The organism is Streptomyces sp. NBC_01244 (assembly GCF_035987325.1).
Classification (GTDB): domain Bacteria; phylum Actinomycetota; class Actinomycetes; order Streptomycetales; family Streptomycetaceae; genus Streptomyces.
This window is the reverse complement of the sequence record NZ_CP108488.1, coordinates 4,664,518-4,678,374: the sequence shown is the minus strand read 5'-3', so window position 1 is coordinate 4,678,374 and position 13,857 is coordinate 4,664,518. Positions and strand designations below refer to the sequence as shown.

The 13,857-nt window shown below is 70.9% G+C and carries 15 protein-coding genes; 4 read left to right on the top strand and 11 right to left on the bottom strand.

Annotated features, from left to right (window positions below):
• Positions 1-43: 43 nt before the first annotated feature.
• The 3 genes from OG247_RS21025 to OG247_RS21015 all read right to left on the bottom strand — a co-directional run bounded on the left by OG247_RS21025 (position 44) and on the right by OG247_RS21015 (position 2,146).
• Positions 44-658: a tRNA adenosine deaminase-associated protein gene (locus OG247_RS21025; RefSeq protein ID WP_327257562.1), complete on the bottom strand. Its 615-nt coding sequence runs from the start codon at positions 656-658 to the stop codon at positions 44-46.
• A gap of 250 nt (positions 659-908) precedes the next feature.
• Positions 909-1,082 carry a hypothetical protein gene (locus OG247_RS21020; RefSeq protein ID WP_243341832.1) on the bottom strand — a complete coding sequence of 58 codons (174 nt, stop codon included), beginning with the start codon at positions 1,080-1,082 and terminating at the stop codon, positions 909-911.
• Between the two features lie 104 nt (positions 1,083-1,186).
• Positions 1,187-2,146 (bottom strand): universal stress protein, encoded by a 960-nt coding sequence (locus tag OG247_RS21015; protein WP_327253693.1) that lies wholly within the window; start codon positions 2,144-2,146, stop codon positions 1,187-1,189.
• A 193-nt stretch (positions 2,147-2,339) separates the two neighbouring features.
• Here OG247_RS21015 and upp point away from each other — a divergent pair, with 193 nt between their 5' ends.
• Entirely contained in the window at positions 2,340-2,975 is a 636-nt protein-coding gene (gene upp / locus OG247_RS21010) for a uracil phosphoribosyltransferase (RefSeq protein WP_254381950.1), read from the top strand.
• 57 nt (positions 2,976-3,032) lie between these two features.
• On the opposite strand, the gene OG247_RS21005 is transcribed toward upp, so the two are convergent.
• On the bottom strand, positions 3,033-3,677 hold the full coding sequence (locus OG247_RS21005) for a LytR C-terminal domain-containing protein (protein WP_327253692.1): 645 nt from the start codon (positions 3,675-3,677) through the stop codon (positions 3,033-3,035).
• Positions 3,678-3,788: 111 nt separating this feature from the next.
• Entirely contained in the window at positions 3,789-4,085 is a 297-nt protein-coding gene (locus OG247_RS21000; protein ID WP_112446725.1) for a type II toxin-antitoxin system VapB family antitoxin, read from the bottom strand.
• A gap of 88 nt (positions 4,086-4,173) precedes the next feature.
• On the opposite strand from OG247_RS21000, the gene OG247_RS20995 reads away from it, so the two are divergent.
• Complete coding sequence (locus tag OG247_RS20995; protein WP_327253691.1) at positions 4,174-5,745, top strand: helicase HerA-like domain-containing protein; 1,572 nt, start codon at positions 4,174-4,176, stop codon at positions 5,743-5,745.
• Between the two features lie 64 nt (positions 5,746-5,809).
• Positions 5,810-6,745: a glucose-6-phosphate dehydrogenase assembly protein OpcA gene (opcA, locus tag OG247_RS20990; protein ID WP_327253690.1), complete on the top strand. Its 936-nt coding sequence runs from the start codon at positions 5,810-5,812 to the stop codon at positions 6,743-6,745.
• Here the strand turns inward: opcA and OG247_RS20985 are convergent.
• Positions 6,691-7,167, bottom strand: coding sequence for a cupin domain-containing protein (locus OG247_RS20985; protein ID WP_327253689.1), 477 nt, complete (start codon positions 7,165-7,167; stop codon positions 6,691-6,693). The genes opcA and OG247_RS20985 overlap by 55 nt on opposite strands.
• Positions 7,168-7,304: 137 nt before the next feature.
• A complete protein-coding gene (locus tag OG247_RS20980) occupies positions 7,305-7,919 on the bottom strand; it encodes an HhH-GPD-type base excision DNA repair protein (protein WP_327253688.1) in 615 nt (204 codons plus the stop codon).
• A 108-nt stretch (positions 7,920-8,027) separates the two neighbouring features.
• Between OG247_RS20980 and OG247_RS20975 the strand changes: the two genes are divergently transcribed.
• Complete coding sequence (locus tag OG247_RS20975; RefSeq protein WP_327253687.1) at positions 8,028-8,840, top strand: VOC family protein; 813 nt, start codon at positions 8,028-8,030, stop codon at positions 8,838-8,840.
• Positions 8,841-8,906: 66 nt separating this feature from the next.
• Here OG247_RS20975 and OG247_RS20970 read toward each other — a convergent pair whose 3' ends face one another.
• The 4 genes from OG247_RS20970 to OG247_RS20955 all read right to left on the bottom strand — a co-directional run bounded on the left by OG247_RS20970 (position 8,907) and on the right by OG247_RS20955 (position 13,712).
• Positions 8,907-9,254, bottom strand: coding sequence for a DoxX family protein (locus OG247_RS20970; RefSeq protein WP_327253686.1), 348 nt, complete (start codon positions 9,252-9,254; stop codon positions 8,907-8,909).
• A gap of 238 nt (positions 9,255-9,492) precedes the next feature.
• Positions 9,493-9,939, bottom strand: a complete 447-nt coding sequence (locus OG247_RS20965) for a molybdopterin-dependent oxidoreductase (RefSeq protein WP_327253685.1) — start codon at positions 9,937-9,939, stop codon at positions 9,493-9,495.
• Positions 9,940-10,026: 87 nt separating this feature from the next.
• A complete protein-coding gene (locus OG247_RS20960; RefSeq protein WP_327253684.1) occupies positions 10,027-12,888 on the bottom strand; it encodes a molybdopterin-dependent oxidoreductase in 2,862 nt (953 codons plus the stop codon).
• Positions 12,885-13,712 carry an FAD binding domain-containing protein gene (locus OG247_RS20955; RefSeq protein ID WP_327253683.1) on the bottom strand — a complete coding sequence of 276 codons (828 nt, stop codon included), beginning with the start codon at positions 13,710-13,712 and terminating at the stop codon, positions 12,885-12,887. Before OG247_RS20955 ends, OG247_RS20960 begins: the two co-directional genes overlap by 4 nt.
• Between the last annotated feature and the right edge of the window lie 145 nt (positions 13,713-13,857).

Below are 13,857 nucleotides of genomic sequence, written 5' to 3'. Positions count from 1 at the left end.
GTGTACGGGTCGGGCCGCGGGGTGTGGTGGTGCGCGGGGATCACTAGCGGACGGCCTCCAGGACCTCGGTGGCGCCGAGCGAATCGGCGATCTCCGAGAGCGCGTCCCCGTCCAGGGTCATCAGTTGTTTGTGGCTGACCCCGAGGTCGTCGAGCAGCCTGGGGTCGCCGAGCGGGCCGGCGGGTGCCGGTTCGGATCCGGCCCGTACGTCGCGGCTGTCGTCCGCGTCCGTGTCGTCCGTGTCGTCCGTGTGGTCCGCGTATGCGTGGTCCCCCTCGTCTCTGGCGGCGGAGCCGCCGTCCGGATAAGAGGCGATGACCTCGTCCTCGCCGTCCTCGGTGCCGTCGAGGTCCAGCTCGTCGAGTTCGTCGTCCTCCTCGTCCTTGCCGAGCAGCTCGTCGGTCAGCATCGAGCCGTAGGAGCTGCGGGAGGCGGCGGAGGCGTTGGACACGTAGTAGCGCGGGTCCTCCTCGCCGTCCACCCGGACGACCCCGAACCAGGTGTCCTCCTGTTCGATGAGGGCTACCACCGTGTCGTCGTCGACAGAGGCGGAGCGGGCGAGATCGATCAGATCACTCAGAGACTCGACATCGTCGAGTTCCATGTCGCTCGCTTCCCACCCGTCTTCGGTGCGCGCGAGCAGTGCGGCGAAATACACCGTGACTCTCCCACTGGTCATAGGCGTGCCGGTTGGAGTTCCCCCCGGCCGGAGGTGGGTGGGGGTGGAACGGCCCCCTGCTCGCCGTTTCGTACCCCGCCCAGTCGGCATCGTGGCAGAAACGGAGCCATTGCGAGAGGTCTTCCGCGCCGTGGCGCTGGCCGCGCGTGTTGTACGGGGCCTCGTGCCGGGGCCGGGACGGCGGCGCGGCGGGCCCTCGCAGGGCCTCCCGCGGGGCTCGCCGACGGGCTCACCAGCGAAAGGTGCGCATGCGCATCTGCTGGCGCATGCGGGCGGCGCGGGCGCGCCTGGGCTGGACCCGGTCGCGCAGTTCCCTGGCCTCGTGCAGGTCACGGAGGAACTGCGCGCGCCGGGCTCTGCGCTGCGCCGTCGTCTCCAGTGGCTCGTGATCGTCGTCGGGCATGGGTCACCGCCCCTGGCTGGTCCGGTCCGGTCCGTCCCCCCGAACCCCCACCTTCCCTCGGACCAGCCGTTTGATGCCACCTTCTGCCATGACTTGAAAGGAATTCAGTCGGATTCCGACAATCCCGGCGACTCCGGCAGGGTCGGGACGATCGCCACCGGCCCGTGCGCGTGCTGCAGCACGGCGTTCGCGACCGAGCCGATCATCAGGGACCGGATGTGCCGGCGCGGGTGGTGGCGGCCCACTACGACCAGTGCGGCGGACTTCGAGGTGTCCACGAGGCGCCCGGCGGCGTCCCCGGGCACCGCTGCCTGCTCGACGGGCACGGCCGGGTACTTCGCCCGGAACGGTGCGAGCCGCTCCGTCTGGGAGCGGAGCATCTCCCGCTCGGCCGGTACGGCGTTCTCGTCCTCCCCCACCAGCGCGTCGGGCGGGATCACCGCGAACGGGCTGTCGATCACCATCGTCGGCGACGGCGGGATGCTGTACGCCGACACCACCTGCAGGGTGGTGTCCCGCGCGGCGGCCTCGGTGAACGCGAAGTCCAGTACGTTGTCGGGCGTCTCCGCGGCGTGCAGTCCCAGCACCACGCGCCCGGCCGAGGCCTGGGCGGCCACGTCCACCCCGCGCGCCTCGTGCGCGACCACGACCACCGGGCAGGCGGCGCTGGTGGCCACGGCGCGGCTGTTCGAGCCGAGCAGCAGCGCGGCGAAGCCGCCGCGGCCCCGGGAGCCCATCACGAGCATCCGGGCGCCCTCCCCGATGTCCCGCAGGGCCTCCGGGACCGAGCCCTCCAGGGACTCGTAGCGGACTTCGGAGGGCAGCCGGCCACCGGCGGCCAGATGGGCCCGTATCCGTACGCTGACGGGGTCCTCGGTCTCTTCGGGCTCGGCGCGGTCGTGCAGGGAGGAACGGCGTGCCGCGTACAGCTGGGCGCTGTCGGACAGCACGTGGGCGACGATGAGCCCGGTGCCGTGGCGCACTGCCGCAGCCCTTGCCCACTCCAGGGCCTTGAGGCTGTGTTCGGATCCGTCGACTGCGGCGATCACCATTGCGTGGGTCATCAGTCCAGCGTGCTGGGGGTCCGGGCGGGTCGCATCTCCAGCGGTTTCCGGGCGTGGCCGCCGCTTCCGGCGCGAAGGGGTGGGCGCAGCGCGTAGCCTTTTGGGTGTGGGTCGCGCATTTGCGGCCGTTTTCGCAGGTAGCGGCGTCGCAGGTCGCAGCTTTCGCTGCGGCAGCCGAGTCTTGGAGGATGTTGTGCGTTTGCAGGTCGTGGATCACCCGTTGGTGGCGCACAAACTCACCACCCTGCGCGACAAGCGCACCGACTCCCCCACCTTCCGGCGGCTCGCCGACGAGCTGGTGACCCTGCTCGCGTACGAGGCCACCCGGGACGTGCGCACCGAGCAGGCCGACATCGTCACCCCGGTCGGTCCGACCACCGGTGTGAAGCTCTCCTACCCGCGGCCGCTGGTCGTACCGATCCTGCGCGCCGGTCTCGGCATGCTCGACGGCATGGTGCGGCTGCTGCCGACCGCCGAGGTCGGCTTCCTCGGCATGGTCCGCAACGAGGAGACCCTGGAGGCCTCCACGTACGCGACGCGCATGCCGGAGGACCTCTCGGGCCGCCAGGTCTACGTGGTGGACCCGATGCTCGCCACCGGCGGCACGCTCGTCGCGGCGATCAAGGAGCTCATCAAGCGCGGTGCGGACGATGTGACCGCGGTGGTGCTGCTGGCCGCGCCCGAGGGCGTCGAGATCATGGAGCGCGAGCTGGCGGGCACGCCGGTGACGGTGGTGACGGCCGCGGTGGACGAGCGGCTCAACGAGCAGGGCTACATCGTGCCGGGGCTGGGCGACGCGGGCGACCGCATGTACGGCTCGGCGGAGTAGCCCGGACACGGCTCGCATGCCCGGCCCCCGCTTCGGAGGCCGGGCATTCTCATGCGGTCAGCACTTCTTGGCGGGTGCGGGCTGGGGGTTGGCCAGGGCGGCCAGGGCCTTGTCCGCGTCGGCCTTCGGGGTGAGCTCCTTGAAGGCGTCGCCCAGGATCAGGTCGATGTCCGCGGTCTCGCGGGTGTCGGTCTGCTGGGTGGCGCCGGCGAGGTTGGTGCCGAGGACGGAGAAGGCGGCCTTGTCCGTCTGCGGCGAGCCGACCAGTATCCCGGCGCCCGGAACCTTCTTGTCGAAGTCGGCGGGGGCGTTGCCGACCTTACCGATGGCGAAGCCGCGGTTCTTGAGCTCATCGCCCACGGCCTTGGCCAGGCCCGCGCGGGGGGTCGCGTTGTAGACGTTGACCGTGATCCCGCCGGGCGGCGGGAGCGCGACCTTCGGCGCGGCGGAGGCGGCGGAGCCCGCCTTGGGGGCGGGGGTGGCGCAGTCCTTGGCCGCGGCGGCGGTCTTGCGTTTGTCCGCGTCGCCGCCGAACACGTCGATGAGCTGCACGGCCCCGTAAGCGATCAGGGCGAGCCCGATGATTGATCCGAGCACCACGAGGACGATCCGGCGGCGGCGTCGAGGGCGGGTCATGCGGGGGTAAGCCGCTCCCGTGACCTTGTACTTTCCGCCCATGCCAGGGGGAGTGAGCATGCTCATGTGCGCAGCGTAATGCCGACCGCTGCCGATGCCCACTGAATCATCTGTTGATAGGGCAAGGCTGACCCGAAAGGCGCAACCGGGACCTATCCGACACCCTCGAAGGGCGGATCAGCCCAGTTCGAGGACGCGCGCGTGCAGGACCTGGCGCTGCTGGAGCGCGGCGCGGACGGCGCGGTGCAGGCCGTCCTCCAGGTAGAGGTCGCCCTGCCACTTCACGACGTGGGCGAAGAGGTCCCCGTAGAAGGTCGAATCCTCGGCGAGCAGCGTTTCGAGGTCGAGCTGGCCCTTGGTGGTCACAAGCTGGTCGAGCCGGACCGGGCGCGGGGCGACATCCGCCCACTGCCGGGTGGTTTCCCTGCCGTGGTCGGGGTACGGCCGCCTATTTCCGATGCGCTTGAAGATCACACGGAAAGCCTACCGGGCAGGGGCCTGCGGGCGCAGCCTTGCGATGACGGTGCAAAGGTGACGAAGAGTGCTATTTCGGGAGTGATATATGAGCCAGAGCACCGACCCCGCGTCCCCTGCCGGCCAGATCGCCGCGGGGTACGCCTTCACCGGACCCGCGCTCGATCTGGGTGCCCTGCTCTGGGACGGGGCCTGCCTGCCGGAGCACCAGATCCGCATTCCGCTGTCGATGCTCAACCGGCACGGACTGGTCGCGGGGGCCACCGGAACAGGCAAGACCAAGACGCTGCAGCTCATCGCCGAGCAACTGTCGGCCAACGGAGTTCCGGTCTTCCTCGCGGACATCAAGGGTGACGTCTCGGGGATCTCCGCACCCGGCACGGCCAACGAGAAGATCGAGGAACGGGCCAAGGACGTGGCCCAGGAATGGGAGGCCACGGGATGCCCGAGCGAGTTCTACTCGCTGGGCGGGATCGGCCCCGGAATCCCGCTCCGGTCCACCGTGACGAGCTTCGGGCCGGTCCTGATGTCCAAGGTGCTCCAGCTCAACCAGACGCAGGAGCAGTCACTGGGGCTGATCTTCCACTACGCCGATACCAAGGGCCTGGAGCTGATCGACCTCAAGGACCTGCGGGCGGTCGTCGCCTTCCTCGTCTCGGACAAGGGAAAGCCCGAGCTCAAGGGCATCGGCGGACTTTCCACCGTGACCGCCGGAGTGATCCTGCGGGCGCTCACCGCCTTCGAGCAGCAAGGGGCCGCGGAATTCTTCGGCGAGCCCGAATTCGACACCAGTGAATTCCTCCGGAGGGCGGCGGACGGGCGCGGACTGGTCTCCGTACTGGAGCTCCCGGCGGTCCAGGACAAACCGCAGCTCTTCTCCACTTTCCTGATGTGGCTGCTGGCGGATCTCTACACCGACCTCCCGGAAGTCGGCGATCTGGAGAAGCCCAAGCTGGTCTTCTTCTTCGACGAGGCCCACCTGCTGTTCAACGGGGCCTCGAAAGCCTTCCTCGAAGCCATCACGCAGACGGTCCGGCTGATCCGCTCCAAGGGCGTCGGCGTCTTCTTCGTCACCCAGACCCCCAAGGACGTGCCGGCCGACGTGCTGGCGCAGCTCGGCAACCGGGTGCAGCACGCGCTGCGCGCCTTCACCCCGGACGACGCGAAGGCGCTGAAGGCGACGGTGAAGACCTTCCCGAACTCCGGCTACGACCTGGAGGAGCTGCTCACACAGCTGGGGACGGGCGAGGCGGTGATCACGGTGCTCAGCGAGAACGGCGCACCGACGCCGGTGGCGGCGACCCGGCTGCGGGCCCCCCAGTCGCTGATGGCGCCGATCGACGCGGCCGCGCTGGACCAGGCCGTGAAGTCCTCGCTGCTCTGGTCGCGGTACGCGGAGCCCGTCGACCGGGAATCGGCGTACGAGAAGATCAGCGCCGAGCAGGCGGCGGCGGAGGCCGAAGCCGAGGCGGCGGCGGCCGCGGCGGAGGCGGAGAAGCAGGCGAAGGCGGCCGCGAAGGCGGCGCCGAAGCCCGATCCCTCGCTGGCGGAACAGGTGGTGGGCAGCGGGCTCTTCCGCTCTCTGGCCCGATCGATCGGTACGCAGCTGGGCCGCGAGATCTCCCGGTCCATCTTCGGCACGGCCAGGCGGCGCCGCTGAACCTCCCGGGGCGGGGAGGGGATTTCCGTACCGGGGGCCCCGTCCGGCCTGCGAGACTCGGAGCATGCGGACCGAACTCACCGATACGACCTCCAGCAAGGTCAACCGGGCCCTGCTCGACGCGCGACGGGCCATCGGAAGTCCCACGATGGGACTCGTGCTCAACCTCCTCGTCGCCACGGACGAGGAGAACGCCTACGACGCCGTCCGCGCGGCCTCCGAGGCCTCGCGCGAGCACCCCTGCCGGATCATCGCGGTCATAAAGCGCACCGCCCGCGGCTCGCACCGGCAGCGGCAGAACCGGCTCGACGCCGAGCTGCGGGTCGGGGCCGACGCCGGGTCCGGGGAGATCGTGCTGCTCCGGCTGCACGGGACCCTCAATGAGCACGCGGGTTCCGTGGTGCTCCCGCTGCTGGTGCCGGACGCGCCCGTGGTGGCCTGGTGGCCCGCCGAGGCCCCGGCCGCGCCGGCCCGGGACCCGCTCGGCGCCCTCGCGCAGCGCAGGATCACGGACGCCGAGGCGGCCGCCGACCCGGTCGCCGCACTCGACGTCCGCGGCGGCGCCTACGAGCCCGGGGACACCGATCTGGCCTGGACCCGGCTCACCCCGTGGCGCTCGCTCCTGGCCGCCGCCCTGGACCAGAAGCCGCTCCCGGTGACGGGCGCGGCCGTGGAGAGCGAGCCCGGCAACGCGAGCTCCGAGCTGCTCGCCCGCTGGCTCGAGGACCGGCTCGGCGTGCCCGTGGAACGGGTGGCGACCGAGGGTCCGGTCATCACCCGGGTCCGGCTGACGACCACGGCCGGGGAGATCCGCGTGGACCGCCCGGACGGCGTCCTGGCCACCTTGCTCCTGCCGGGCAGCCCCGACCGCAAGGTGGCGCTGAAGATCCGCAGCAGCGCCGAGCTCATCGCGGAGGAACTGCGACGGCTCGACGCCGACGAGATCTACGCCTCGGCGCTGCGCTTCAGGCGGCCGGCCCAGGCGTCGCTCTCCGCGTAGTGGTTGTCGTAGACCGGCTGGCTGTCGATGATGTCCTGCACCGTGGCCTCGCCGGCCCGGACCCGGCCGAGCAGCCGGTAGTAGTCGAAGCGGCCCATGCCGGGGGTGAAGCCGACGAACACCTCGGCGGTGGAGTCCGCGGCCGGGGCGAAGGCGTGCTTCACACCGGGCGGCACGGCGAGGAAATCGCCCTTGGTCAGGGTGTGTATCTCGTCGCCGAGCAGGACGTCGAGCGTGCCGTCCGTGACGTGGAAGAACTCGGTCGCCTTGGTGTGGAAGTGCACCGGGGCACCCGCCGCGCCCGCCTCGAAGGTGGCCGTGTTGCAGGTGAGCTCGGCGGTGTCCGTGAGCAGCGTGATGAGGCTGCCGGGGCCATCGGAGATGATCTCGGCAGTGGCGGCGCGCGTCAGGTTCTCAGTCATGATCACGAGCTTAGGGGCAGGGTCTGACAACGGACGGCGCACCCGCCCGAACGGTCAATTCCGTTTGACGGGACCGCCGGTGCCGCTTTCCGACTGCTTCTCCGGCGGCTTTCCGACCCCGTTTTCCAGGTCGCCGTTCAGGTCGCCTTTCCAGCCGCCTTCCCGGCCTTCGCGGCGGCCTTCGCCTCCTGCTTGTGCGCCCGCACTTTGGCCAGCGACTCCGGGCCGGTGATATCGGCCGCCGACCGGTAGACGTTCGCCGGCCCGTAGCCGCCGGCCGCCTCGCGCCAGCCGCGCGGACGCACCCCGAACCGCTTGCCGAGCAGCGCCAGGAAGATCTGCGCCTTCTGCTCCCCGAAGCCGGGCAGCGCCCGCAGCCGCGCCAGCAGCTCGGCGCCGGTCCCCACGTCGGTCCACACCGCCGCCGCGTCCCCTTCGTAGTGCTCCACCAGGTACGCGCACAGCTGCTGCACCCGCTTCGCCATCGACCCCGGGTAGCGGTGCACGGCCGGCTTCTCGGAGAGCAGCGCGGCGAAGGCCTCCGGGTCGTAGGCGGCGATCGCGTGCGCGTCCAGGTCGTCGGAGCCGAGGCGCCGGGCGATCGTGTAGGGCCCCGAGAACGCCCATTCCATGGGTACCTGCTGGTCCAGCAGCATCCCGACCAGCGCGGCGAGCGGGCTGCGGCCCAGCAGTTCGTCGGCCTCCGGCTGCTGGGCGAGCCGGATGGTGACGCTCTTGTTCTTGTCGTCCATGCACCCAGGGTCCCGCGCGGCGGTGCTCCCCGCGCGATTGTCAGACCCCGCGCCTAGCGTGAGTACCGAGACGGGTCACGTCGCACACGACACAGGAGTCGATCGATCATGACTGAGTTCACGGAAGGTGCGCCCTGCTGGGTGGACGCGATGTTCTCCGATCTGGAGGGCGCGAAGACCTTCTACGCCGATGTCCTCGGCTGGACCTTCGGGGAGTCCAGCAGCGAGTACGGCAACTACACGCAGGCCTACTCCGACGGCAAGGCCGTCGCGGCCGTGGTGCCGCCGATGCCGGGGGCGGAGGGCCATTCGCAATGGTGTCTCTACCTCGCCTCGCCCGATGCCGCGGCCACGGCCGCGAAGATCAGGGCGGCCGGCGGCGAGCTCCTCATGGAGCCGATGCAGGTCGGCTCCTTCGGCACGATGGCCATCGCGAAGGAGCCGAGCGGCGCCGTCTTCGGCGTCTGGCAGCCGGGCGACCACAAGGGCTTCGAGAAGATGGGCGAGGCGGGCGCGTACTGCTGGGCCGAGTTCTTCTCGCGCGACGTGGCCAAGCCGGACGCGTTCCTCCCGCAGGTCTTCCCGTACGGGACCCAGCAGATGGACCTCGGCGACGACCCCGAGGCAGCCGGGATGGACTTCAAGGTCTTCAGCCTGGGCGGCCCGGACAACCCGGTGCTGGGCCGGATGAACATGGGCACCGACTTCCCGCCGGAGATCCCTTCGTACGTCCAGGTCTACTTCGCCGTCCCGGACTGCGACGAGGCGGTCGCGAAGACCCAGGCCCACGGCGGCAAGCTGCACTTCGGCCCGATGGACAGCCCCTTCGGCCGCTTCGCGGCGGTCACGGACCCGCAGGGCGCGGCGTTCGCGGTGATCGACGTGACGAAGACGGTCGGCGAGATGCCGAAGTTCGCCTGAGGAGTGGTGGGGGGGCCCTGCCCCCGCACCTCCCCGCACCCCCCGGCCCTCGCACCCTCGTGCGCCCTACGCGGCGAAGCCGAGGGCGAAGGCGGCCACGACCGGGGCCATGTAGATCACCGGGAAGGGGGCGTGCGCGTAGGCCCGGGCCCGGAGCACGGTGATCACGGCGCCGGTGTAGTAGAGGACCAGGCCGACGCCCGCGGCGACGCCGACGGCCGGGACGAAGAGGCCGACGAGCAGGCCCAGGGCTCCGGCGGCCTTGGCCGCGCCGAGCGGGGTCCACCAGGCCCCGGGGACCTTGTACTGCTCCATGGCCTCGACAACCCACGGGGCGCGGCGCAGGAGCGAGTACCCCGAGAAGCCCGACATGGCGGCGGCGAATACGGCGACGACGGTGGCGGCGATGTCCATGAGGGGCTCCTCGGCAGGCGGTGCGTCCGGCGGTCCGGACGGCGGTTTTTTCTTCCTCACCGCACTGACCCGCGCCACCGCACGGATGTGACAGGAACTCCGAAGATTCTTTTTCCGACGCAGAGGCCAGCCGCCCGGGTGGTTCTGGTTGGCGGATGCGACGCGCCGAAAGCGGGTCGGCCCGGGGCCGCCTAGCGTCGATCTTGTGCGGTCCTCCACGCCCGGACCGCGCGCTCCTCTACAGGCCCAGACTCGGCGGCGACAGCGCGCCGAACCACACGTGCGTGACGGCGCTGACGTAGCGCGCCCCGCACCGGTCCGAAGGGACCACCAGCTGCGCACCCGCCTCGTCGAGGTCCTCCCCGTCGAGGCGGGTCGCCAGCAGCACCGGGCTCGCGCCGAAGTCGGCGTCCAACTCGGCCCAGGACAGCATCGAATGGTGTCCGTCCCCGCCGGTCACGGCGAGCAGGAACCGCGAACGGTCCTTGCGGCGGCGTGCGTCGAAGGCCGGGCCGGCGTCCGAGATGACCTGCCGGAGCAACGGGCCCTCGAAGACGTGGTGTTGCGGACCGTTGGTCGCGCAATCGAACGTGACCGCGGCCCGGTGTTGTGCCCAGTCCCGCAGGTCCGCGACGCTGAGCGTCGCCGGGTGGTCCAGGTCTCCGTGCAGCATGAGTTTGGCCATGGCTCACTCATGCCCGGTTCTCTGTCATCGGGAACCTCGTCTGCGAGGTTCAGAGCTTGATATGAGCCGCACCTGTGCAGGCAATCATCAATTTTGCCTGGCAGATCCTGGTTCTGCGCCCCGCTTCCGCCCCGGGAGCGAGCCGAGCGGGCCGGGCGAGCCGAGCGGGCCTGCCGATGTCCCGCACGCCTCGTGGATCCGCTGCCAGACCACGTCCCGCGTCACCGGCAGCTCCGTGAAGCGGATTCCCGTCGCGTCCCGGAGTGCGTTGGTGAAGGCGGGGCCCACCGGGTTGAAGGGGCTCTCGGACATCGACTTGGCGCCGAGCGGGCCGATCGCGTCCGAGGTCTCCATGAAGTGGACCTCGGTGCGCGGGACGTCCGCGTATTGCGGGAGGCGGTAGCGGCGGAAGGCGGCCGTGGTGACTTCGCCGCGCTCGTCCACCCGTACGGTCTCGAAGAGGGTGGCGCCGAGGGCCTGGGCCACACCGCCCTCGACCTGGCCGCGGCACTGCATCGGGTTCATGACCTTGCCCGCGTCCGCCGCGTGGACGCTGCGCAGGATCCTCATCTCGCCCGTGTTGGGGTCGACGGCGATCCGGAACCACTGGGCGTTGAAGGCCACCGAGCGCGGGGAGCCGCCCCAGTGGCCGTCGGCGGCGATCTCGTCGAGCTTGCCCGTGTCGTACGCGGCCTCGTACAGCTCCTTGAGGGTGACCACGCGGCCCGCGCAGTCGAAGGCTTCGGCGGACAGCTTGCACAGGTGCCGGGCCACGCCGGTGTGGCGGGCCGCGAAGGTGGTGAGGCGCTCCGCGAGGGAGTCGGCGGCCAGCATGACCGCCTTGCCCGCAACCACCGTGCCGGCCGACCCGAAGGCACCGGTGTCGTGGCGGACCACGTCGGTGTCGGACTGGCGGACCGTGATCCGGTCGACCGTGGTGTTCAGGGCTCCGGCGGTGATCTGCTTGTGGACGGTGGTGGTGCCGTTGCCGAACTCCGCCGTGCCCACCGCGATGTCGTACGTCCCGTCGCGCAGCAGGCTGATCCGGGCGTCGGCGTAGTGGCCGCCCGGCGGTCCGGTCGCGATCATCGCGACCGCCGTGCCCGTGCCGGTGAGCCAGCCCTCGGGGACGTCCTCGTGGCTGCGGTCCTCGGCGATGGCCTTGCGGACGACGTCCATGCACTGCTTCATCCCGTACGAGGCGATGAAGAGGTCCTCCTCGTGGCCGATCGGGGTGACCATGTGGTCGCCGGGGCCGATGACGTTCTTCTCGCGCAGGACGAGCGGGTCCATGCCGAGCCGGAGGGCGAGCTCGTCCATGACCGATTCGAGGGCGAAGAGCACCTGGCCCAGGCCGTAGCCGCGGAAGGCGCCGGCCGGTACCCCGTTGGTGTAGACGGAGTAGGCCTCGACCTGCTTGTTCGGGGCCTTGTAGACCGCGAAGGACTCGCCGACGCTGTGGAACATGACGGCCGGGCCGTGGTTTCCGTAGGCGCCGGTGTTGGAGACGACCCGGATGCGGAGCGCGGTGAGGGTGCCGTCGGCCTTGGCGCCGATCTTGATGGTGACCTTGAAGGGGTGGCGGGTGGTGGCTCCGTAGAACTGCTCGGCGCGGGTGAATTCGAGTTTCACCGGGCGCCGCAGTTTCAGGGCGGCGAGGACCACGATGTCCTCGGTGAGCATTTCCTGTTTGCCGCCGAACCCGCCGCCCACGCGGCCCGCGACGACGCGGACCTCGTCCTCGTTCAGGTCGTAGAGGGCGCACAGGGCCCGCCGGGTCAGGAACGGCGCTTGGGTGGAGGAGCGGACGGTGATGCGCTCGCCCGGGGAGCCGTCCTCCTTGGGCTCGAAGTACGCGACGCTGCCGTGAGTTTCGAGGCTGGCATGCTGCACGCGCTGCGTCAGATACGTCTCCTCGTAGACCACATCCGCCTCCGCGTAGCCCTTCTCCATGTCGCCGAGGGTGTTGTGGACCTCGCCGCACACGTTGTTCTCCGCGCGGAAGATGCCCGACTCGGGACCCTTGGGATGGATGACCGGGGCGCCCGGGAGCATCGCCTCCTCCGGGTCGATGACGTACGGCAGTTCCTCGTACGTGACCACCACGCGGCGGCACCCCTCCTCCGCGGCCTGCTCGGAGTCGGCGACGACGGCCGTCACGCGCTGGCCGACGAAGCGGACCACGTCGTCCAGGACCCGGGTGTCCATCGGGTCCTCGGTCGGGTGCTCGTGCCGGGCACTCGAGTAGAGCCGGTCAGGCGCGTCGTGGTGGGTGAAGACAGCGTGGACGCCGGGGACCTGGAGGGCGTCGCGGGTGTCGATGGCGACGATGCGGGCGTGCGGGTGCGGGGAGCGCAGCAGCTTCATGTGGAGCAGGCCGGGGACGTCGATGTCGAAGGTGTAGCGGGCGGTGCCGGTGACGACCTGGGGGCCGGCGGGGGCGCCGAGGCTCTTGCCCACGGCCTGTCCCGCCTCGGGGGTTTCGACGTGCTTCACGCCGCGTACGGCGTCTTCGATGGCGCGGTATCCGGTGCAGCGGCAGATGTTGCCCTTGAAGGCGCGGGGGAGGTCCTCGAGCTTGCCGTCGTCGTGGGCGGTGCCCCGCTCGGCCTGGAGGGCGGAGGTGGTCATCAGGAATCCGGCCGTGCAGAAGCCGCACTGGAAGCCCTGGGCGTGGAGGAACTGCTGTTGGACGGGATGGAGTTCGCCGCCGGGTGAGCACAGTCCCTCGACGGTGGTGACGGAGCGGCCCTCGGCGCGGACGGCCGGGTAGAGGCAGCTGTGGACGGGCTGCCCGTCGACGTGGACCGTGCAGGCGCCGCAGTCGCCCTGGTCGCAGCCCTTCTTCACGCCGAACCAGCCGCGCTCGCGGAGGTAGGTGCGCAGGCACTGGCCCGAGCGGGGCTCGTCCTCGAAGCGCCGCTTGTTGATCTCGATCTCGTAGCTCATCGGGAAACCTCCTCGGGGTCGAGCTCGCGGCGGATCTCCTCGGCGAGGAGCAGCGCCATGTGCCGCCGCCAGGCGGGCAGTCCGTGGATGTCGTCGTACCACTCGTCGGGCCGGACGGCGTCGTCGATCGCCCGGCGCAGCTCGGCCGCCGTGGGCGGCAGCGCGAACCAGAAGCGGAAGGGCCGGGTGGTGGCGGCCGAGACCGTGACGGCGAGGGAGCCGTCCTGGGGGTCGTGGGCGCCGATGACGAGGGCGCCGGAGCGGCCGAGGCCGTAGAGGGAGGCCTGCCGGAAGGCCGTACGGGAGTCCAGGGCGCGGGCGGGCAGCCGCACCGAGCGCAGCAGCTCGCCGTCGCGCAGGTCCTTGTCGCCGGCTCCGCGGATGAAGTCGGTGACGGGCAGGCGGCGGGTGGCGCCGTCCTGGCCCTGGAGGAGCACGGTGCCGTCGAGGGCGGCGGTGAGGGAGATCATCGGGCCGGCGGGGAGGCCGTTGCAGAGGTTGCCGCCGACGGTCGCCATGTTCCAGATCTTGAAGCTGGCGAGGAAGGCCCGGCAGCACTGTTCGAAGAGCGGCGCGGCCGTGGTGGGCAGGGTCCGGGCGAAGCGGGACAGCTCGGTGATGGTGCAGGTGGCGGCGATGTCGAGGGAGCCGTCGGGCTGCCGGGACAGGGGTGGCCAGCCCATCCGGGAGAGGTCGACGAGACGGCGGATGCGGGGCTGGGGCTCGGAGAAGAGGTACGTGCCGCCGCCGAGCCAGGCGTCACCCGGACGCCAGGGTTCGCGGCGGCGTGCGTCGCGTACGTCGAGCACCGTGTTGAGGTCCATTTCCCGCCATCCTTTCCGTCGCCGTCATGCCGCCGTCGTGCTGCTGTCGTGCTGCTGTCGTGCTGCTGTCGTGCCGCCGTCGTGCCGCCGTCTTGCCGTCGCCTGGCCGTGGTCTCGGCGTCGGTTCGTCGTCCAGCCGTCGTTT

Coding starts and splice junctions, on each gene's coding strand:
- OG247_RS21020 (WP_243341832.1), bottom strand. CDS start 1,082: ATGCCCGACGACGATCACGAGCCACTGGAGACGACGGCGCAGCGCAGA.
- OG247_RS21015 (WP_327253693.1), bottom strand. CDS start 2,146: ATGACCCACGCAATGGTGATCGCCGCAGTCGACGGATCCGAACACAGC.
- OG247_RS21005 (WP_327253692.1), bottom strand. CDS start 3,677: ATGAGCATGCTCACTCCCCCTGGCATGGGCGGAAAGTACAAGGTCACG.
- OG247_RS20995 (WP_327253691.1), top strand. CDS start 4,174: ATGAGCCAGAGCACCGACCCCGCGTCCCCTGCCGGCCAGATCGCCGCG.
- opcA (WP_327253690.1), top strand. CDS start 5,810: ATGCGGACCGAACTCACCGATACGACCTCCAGCAAGGTCAACCGGGCC.
- OG247_RS20985 (WP_327253689.1), bottom strand. CDS start 7,167: ATGACTGAGAACCTGACGCGCGCCGCCACTGCCGAGATCATCTCCGAT.
- OG247_RS20980 (WP_327253688.1), bottom strand. CDS start 7,919: ATGGACGACAAGAACAAGAGCGTCACCATCCGGCTCGCCCAGCAGCCG.
- OG247_RS20975 (WP_327253687.1), top strand. CDS start 8,028: ATGACTGAGTTCACGGAAGGTGCGCCCTGCTGGGTGGACGCGATGTTC.
- OG247_RS20970 (WP_327253686.1), bottom strand. CDS start 9,254: ATGGACATCGCCGCCACCGTCGTCGCCGTATTCGCCGCCGCCATGTCG.
- OG247_RS20965 (WP_327253685.1), bottom strand. CDS start 9,939: ATGGCCAAACTCATGCTGCACGGAGACCTGGACCACCCGGCGACGCTC.
- OG247_RS20960 (WP_327253684.1), bottom strand. CDS start 12,888: ATGAGCTACGAGATCGAGATCAACAAGCGGCGCTTCGAGGACGAGCCC.
- OG247_RS20955 (WP_327253683.1), bottom strand. CDS start 13,712: ATGGACCTCAACACGGTGCTCGACGTACGCGACGCACGCCGCCGCGAA.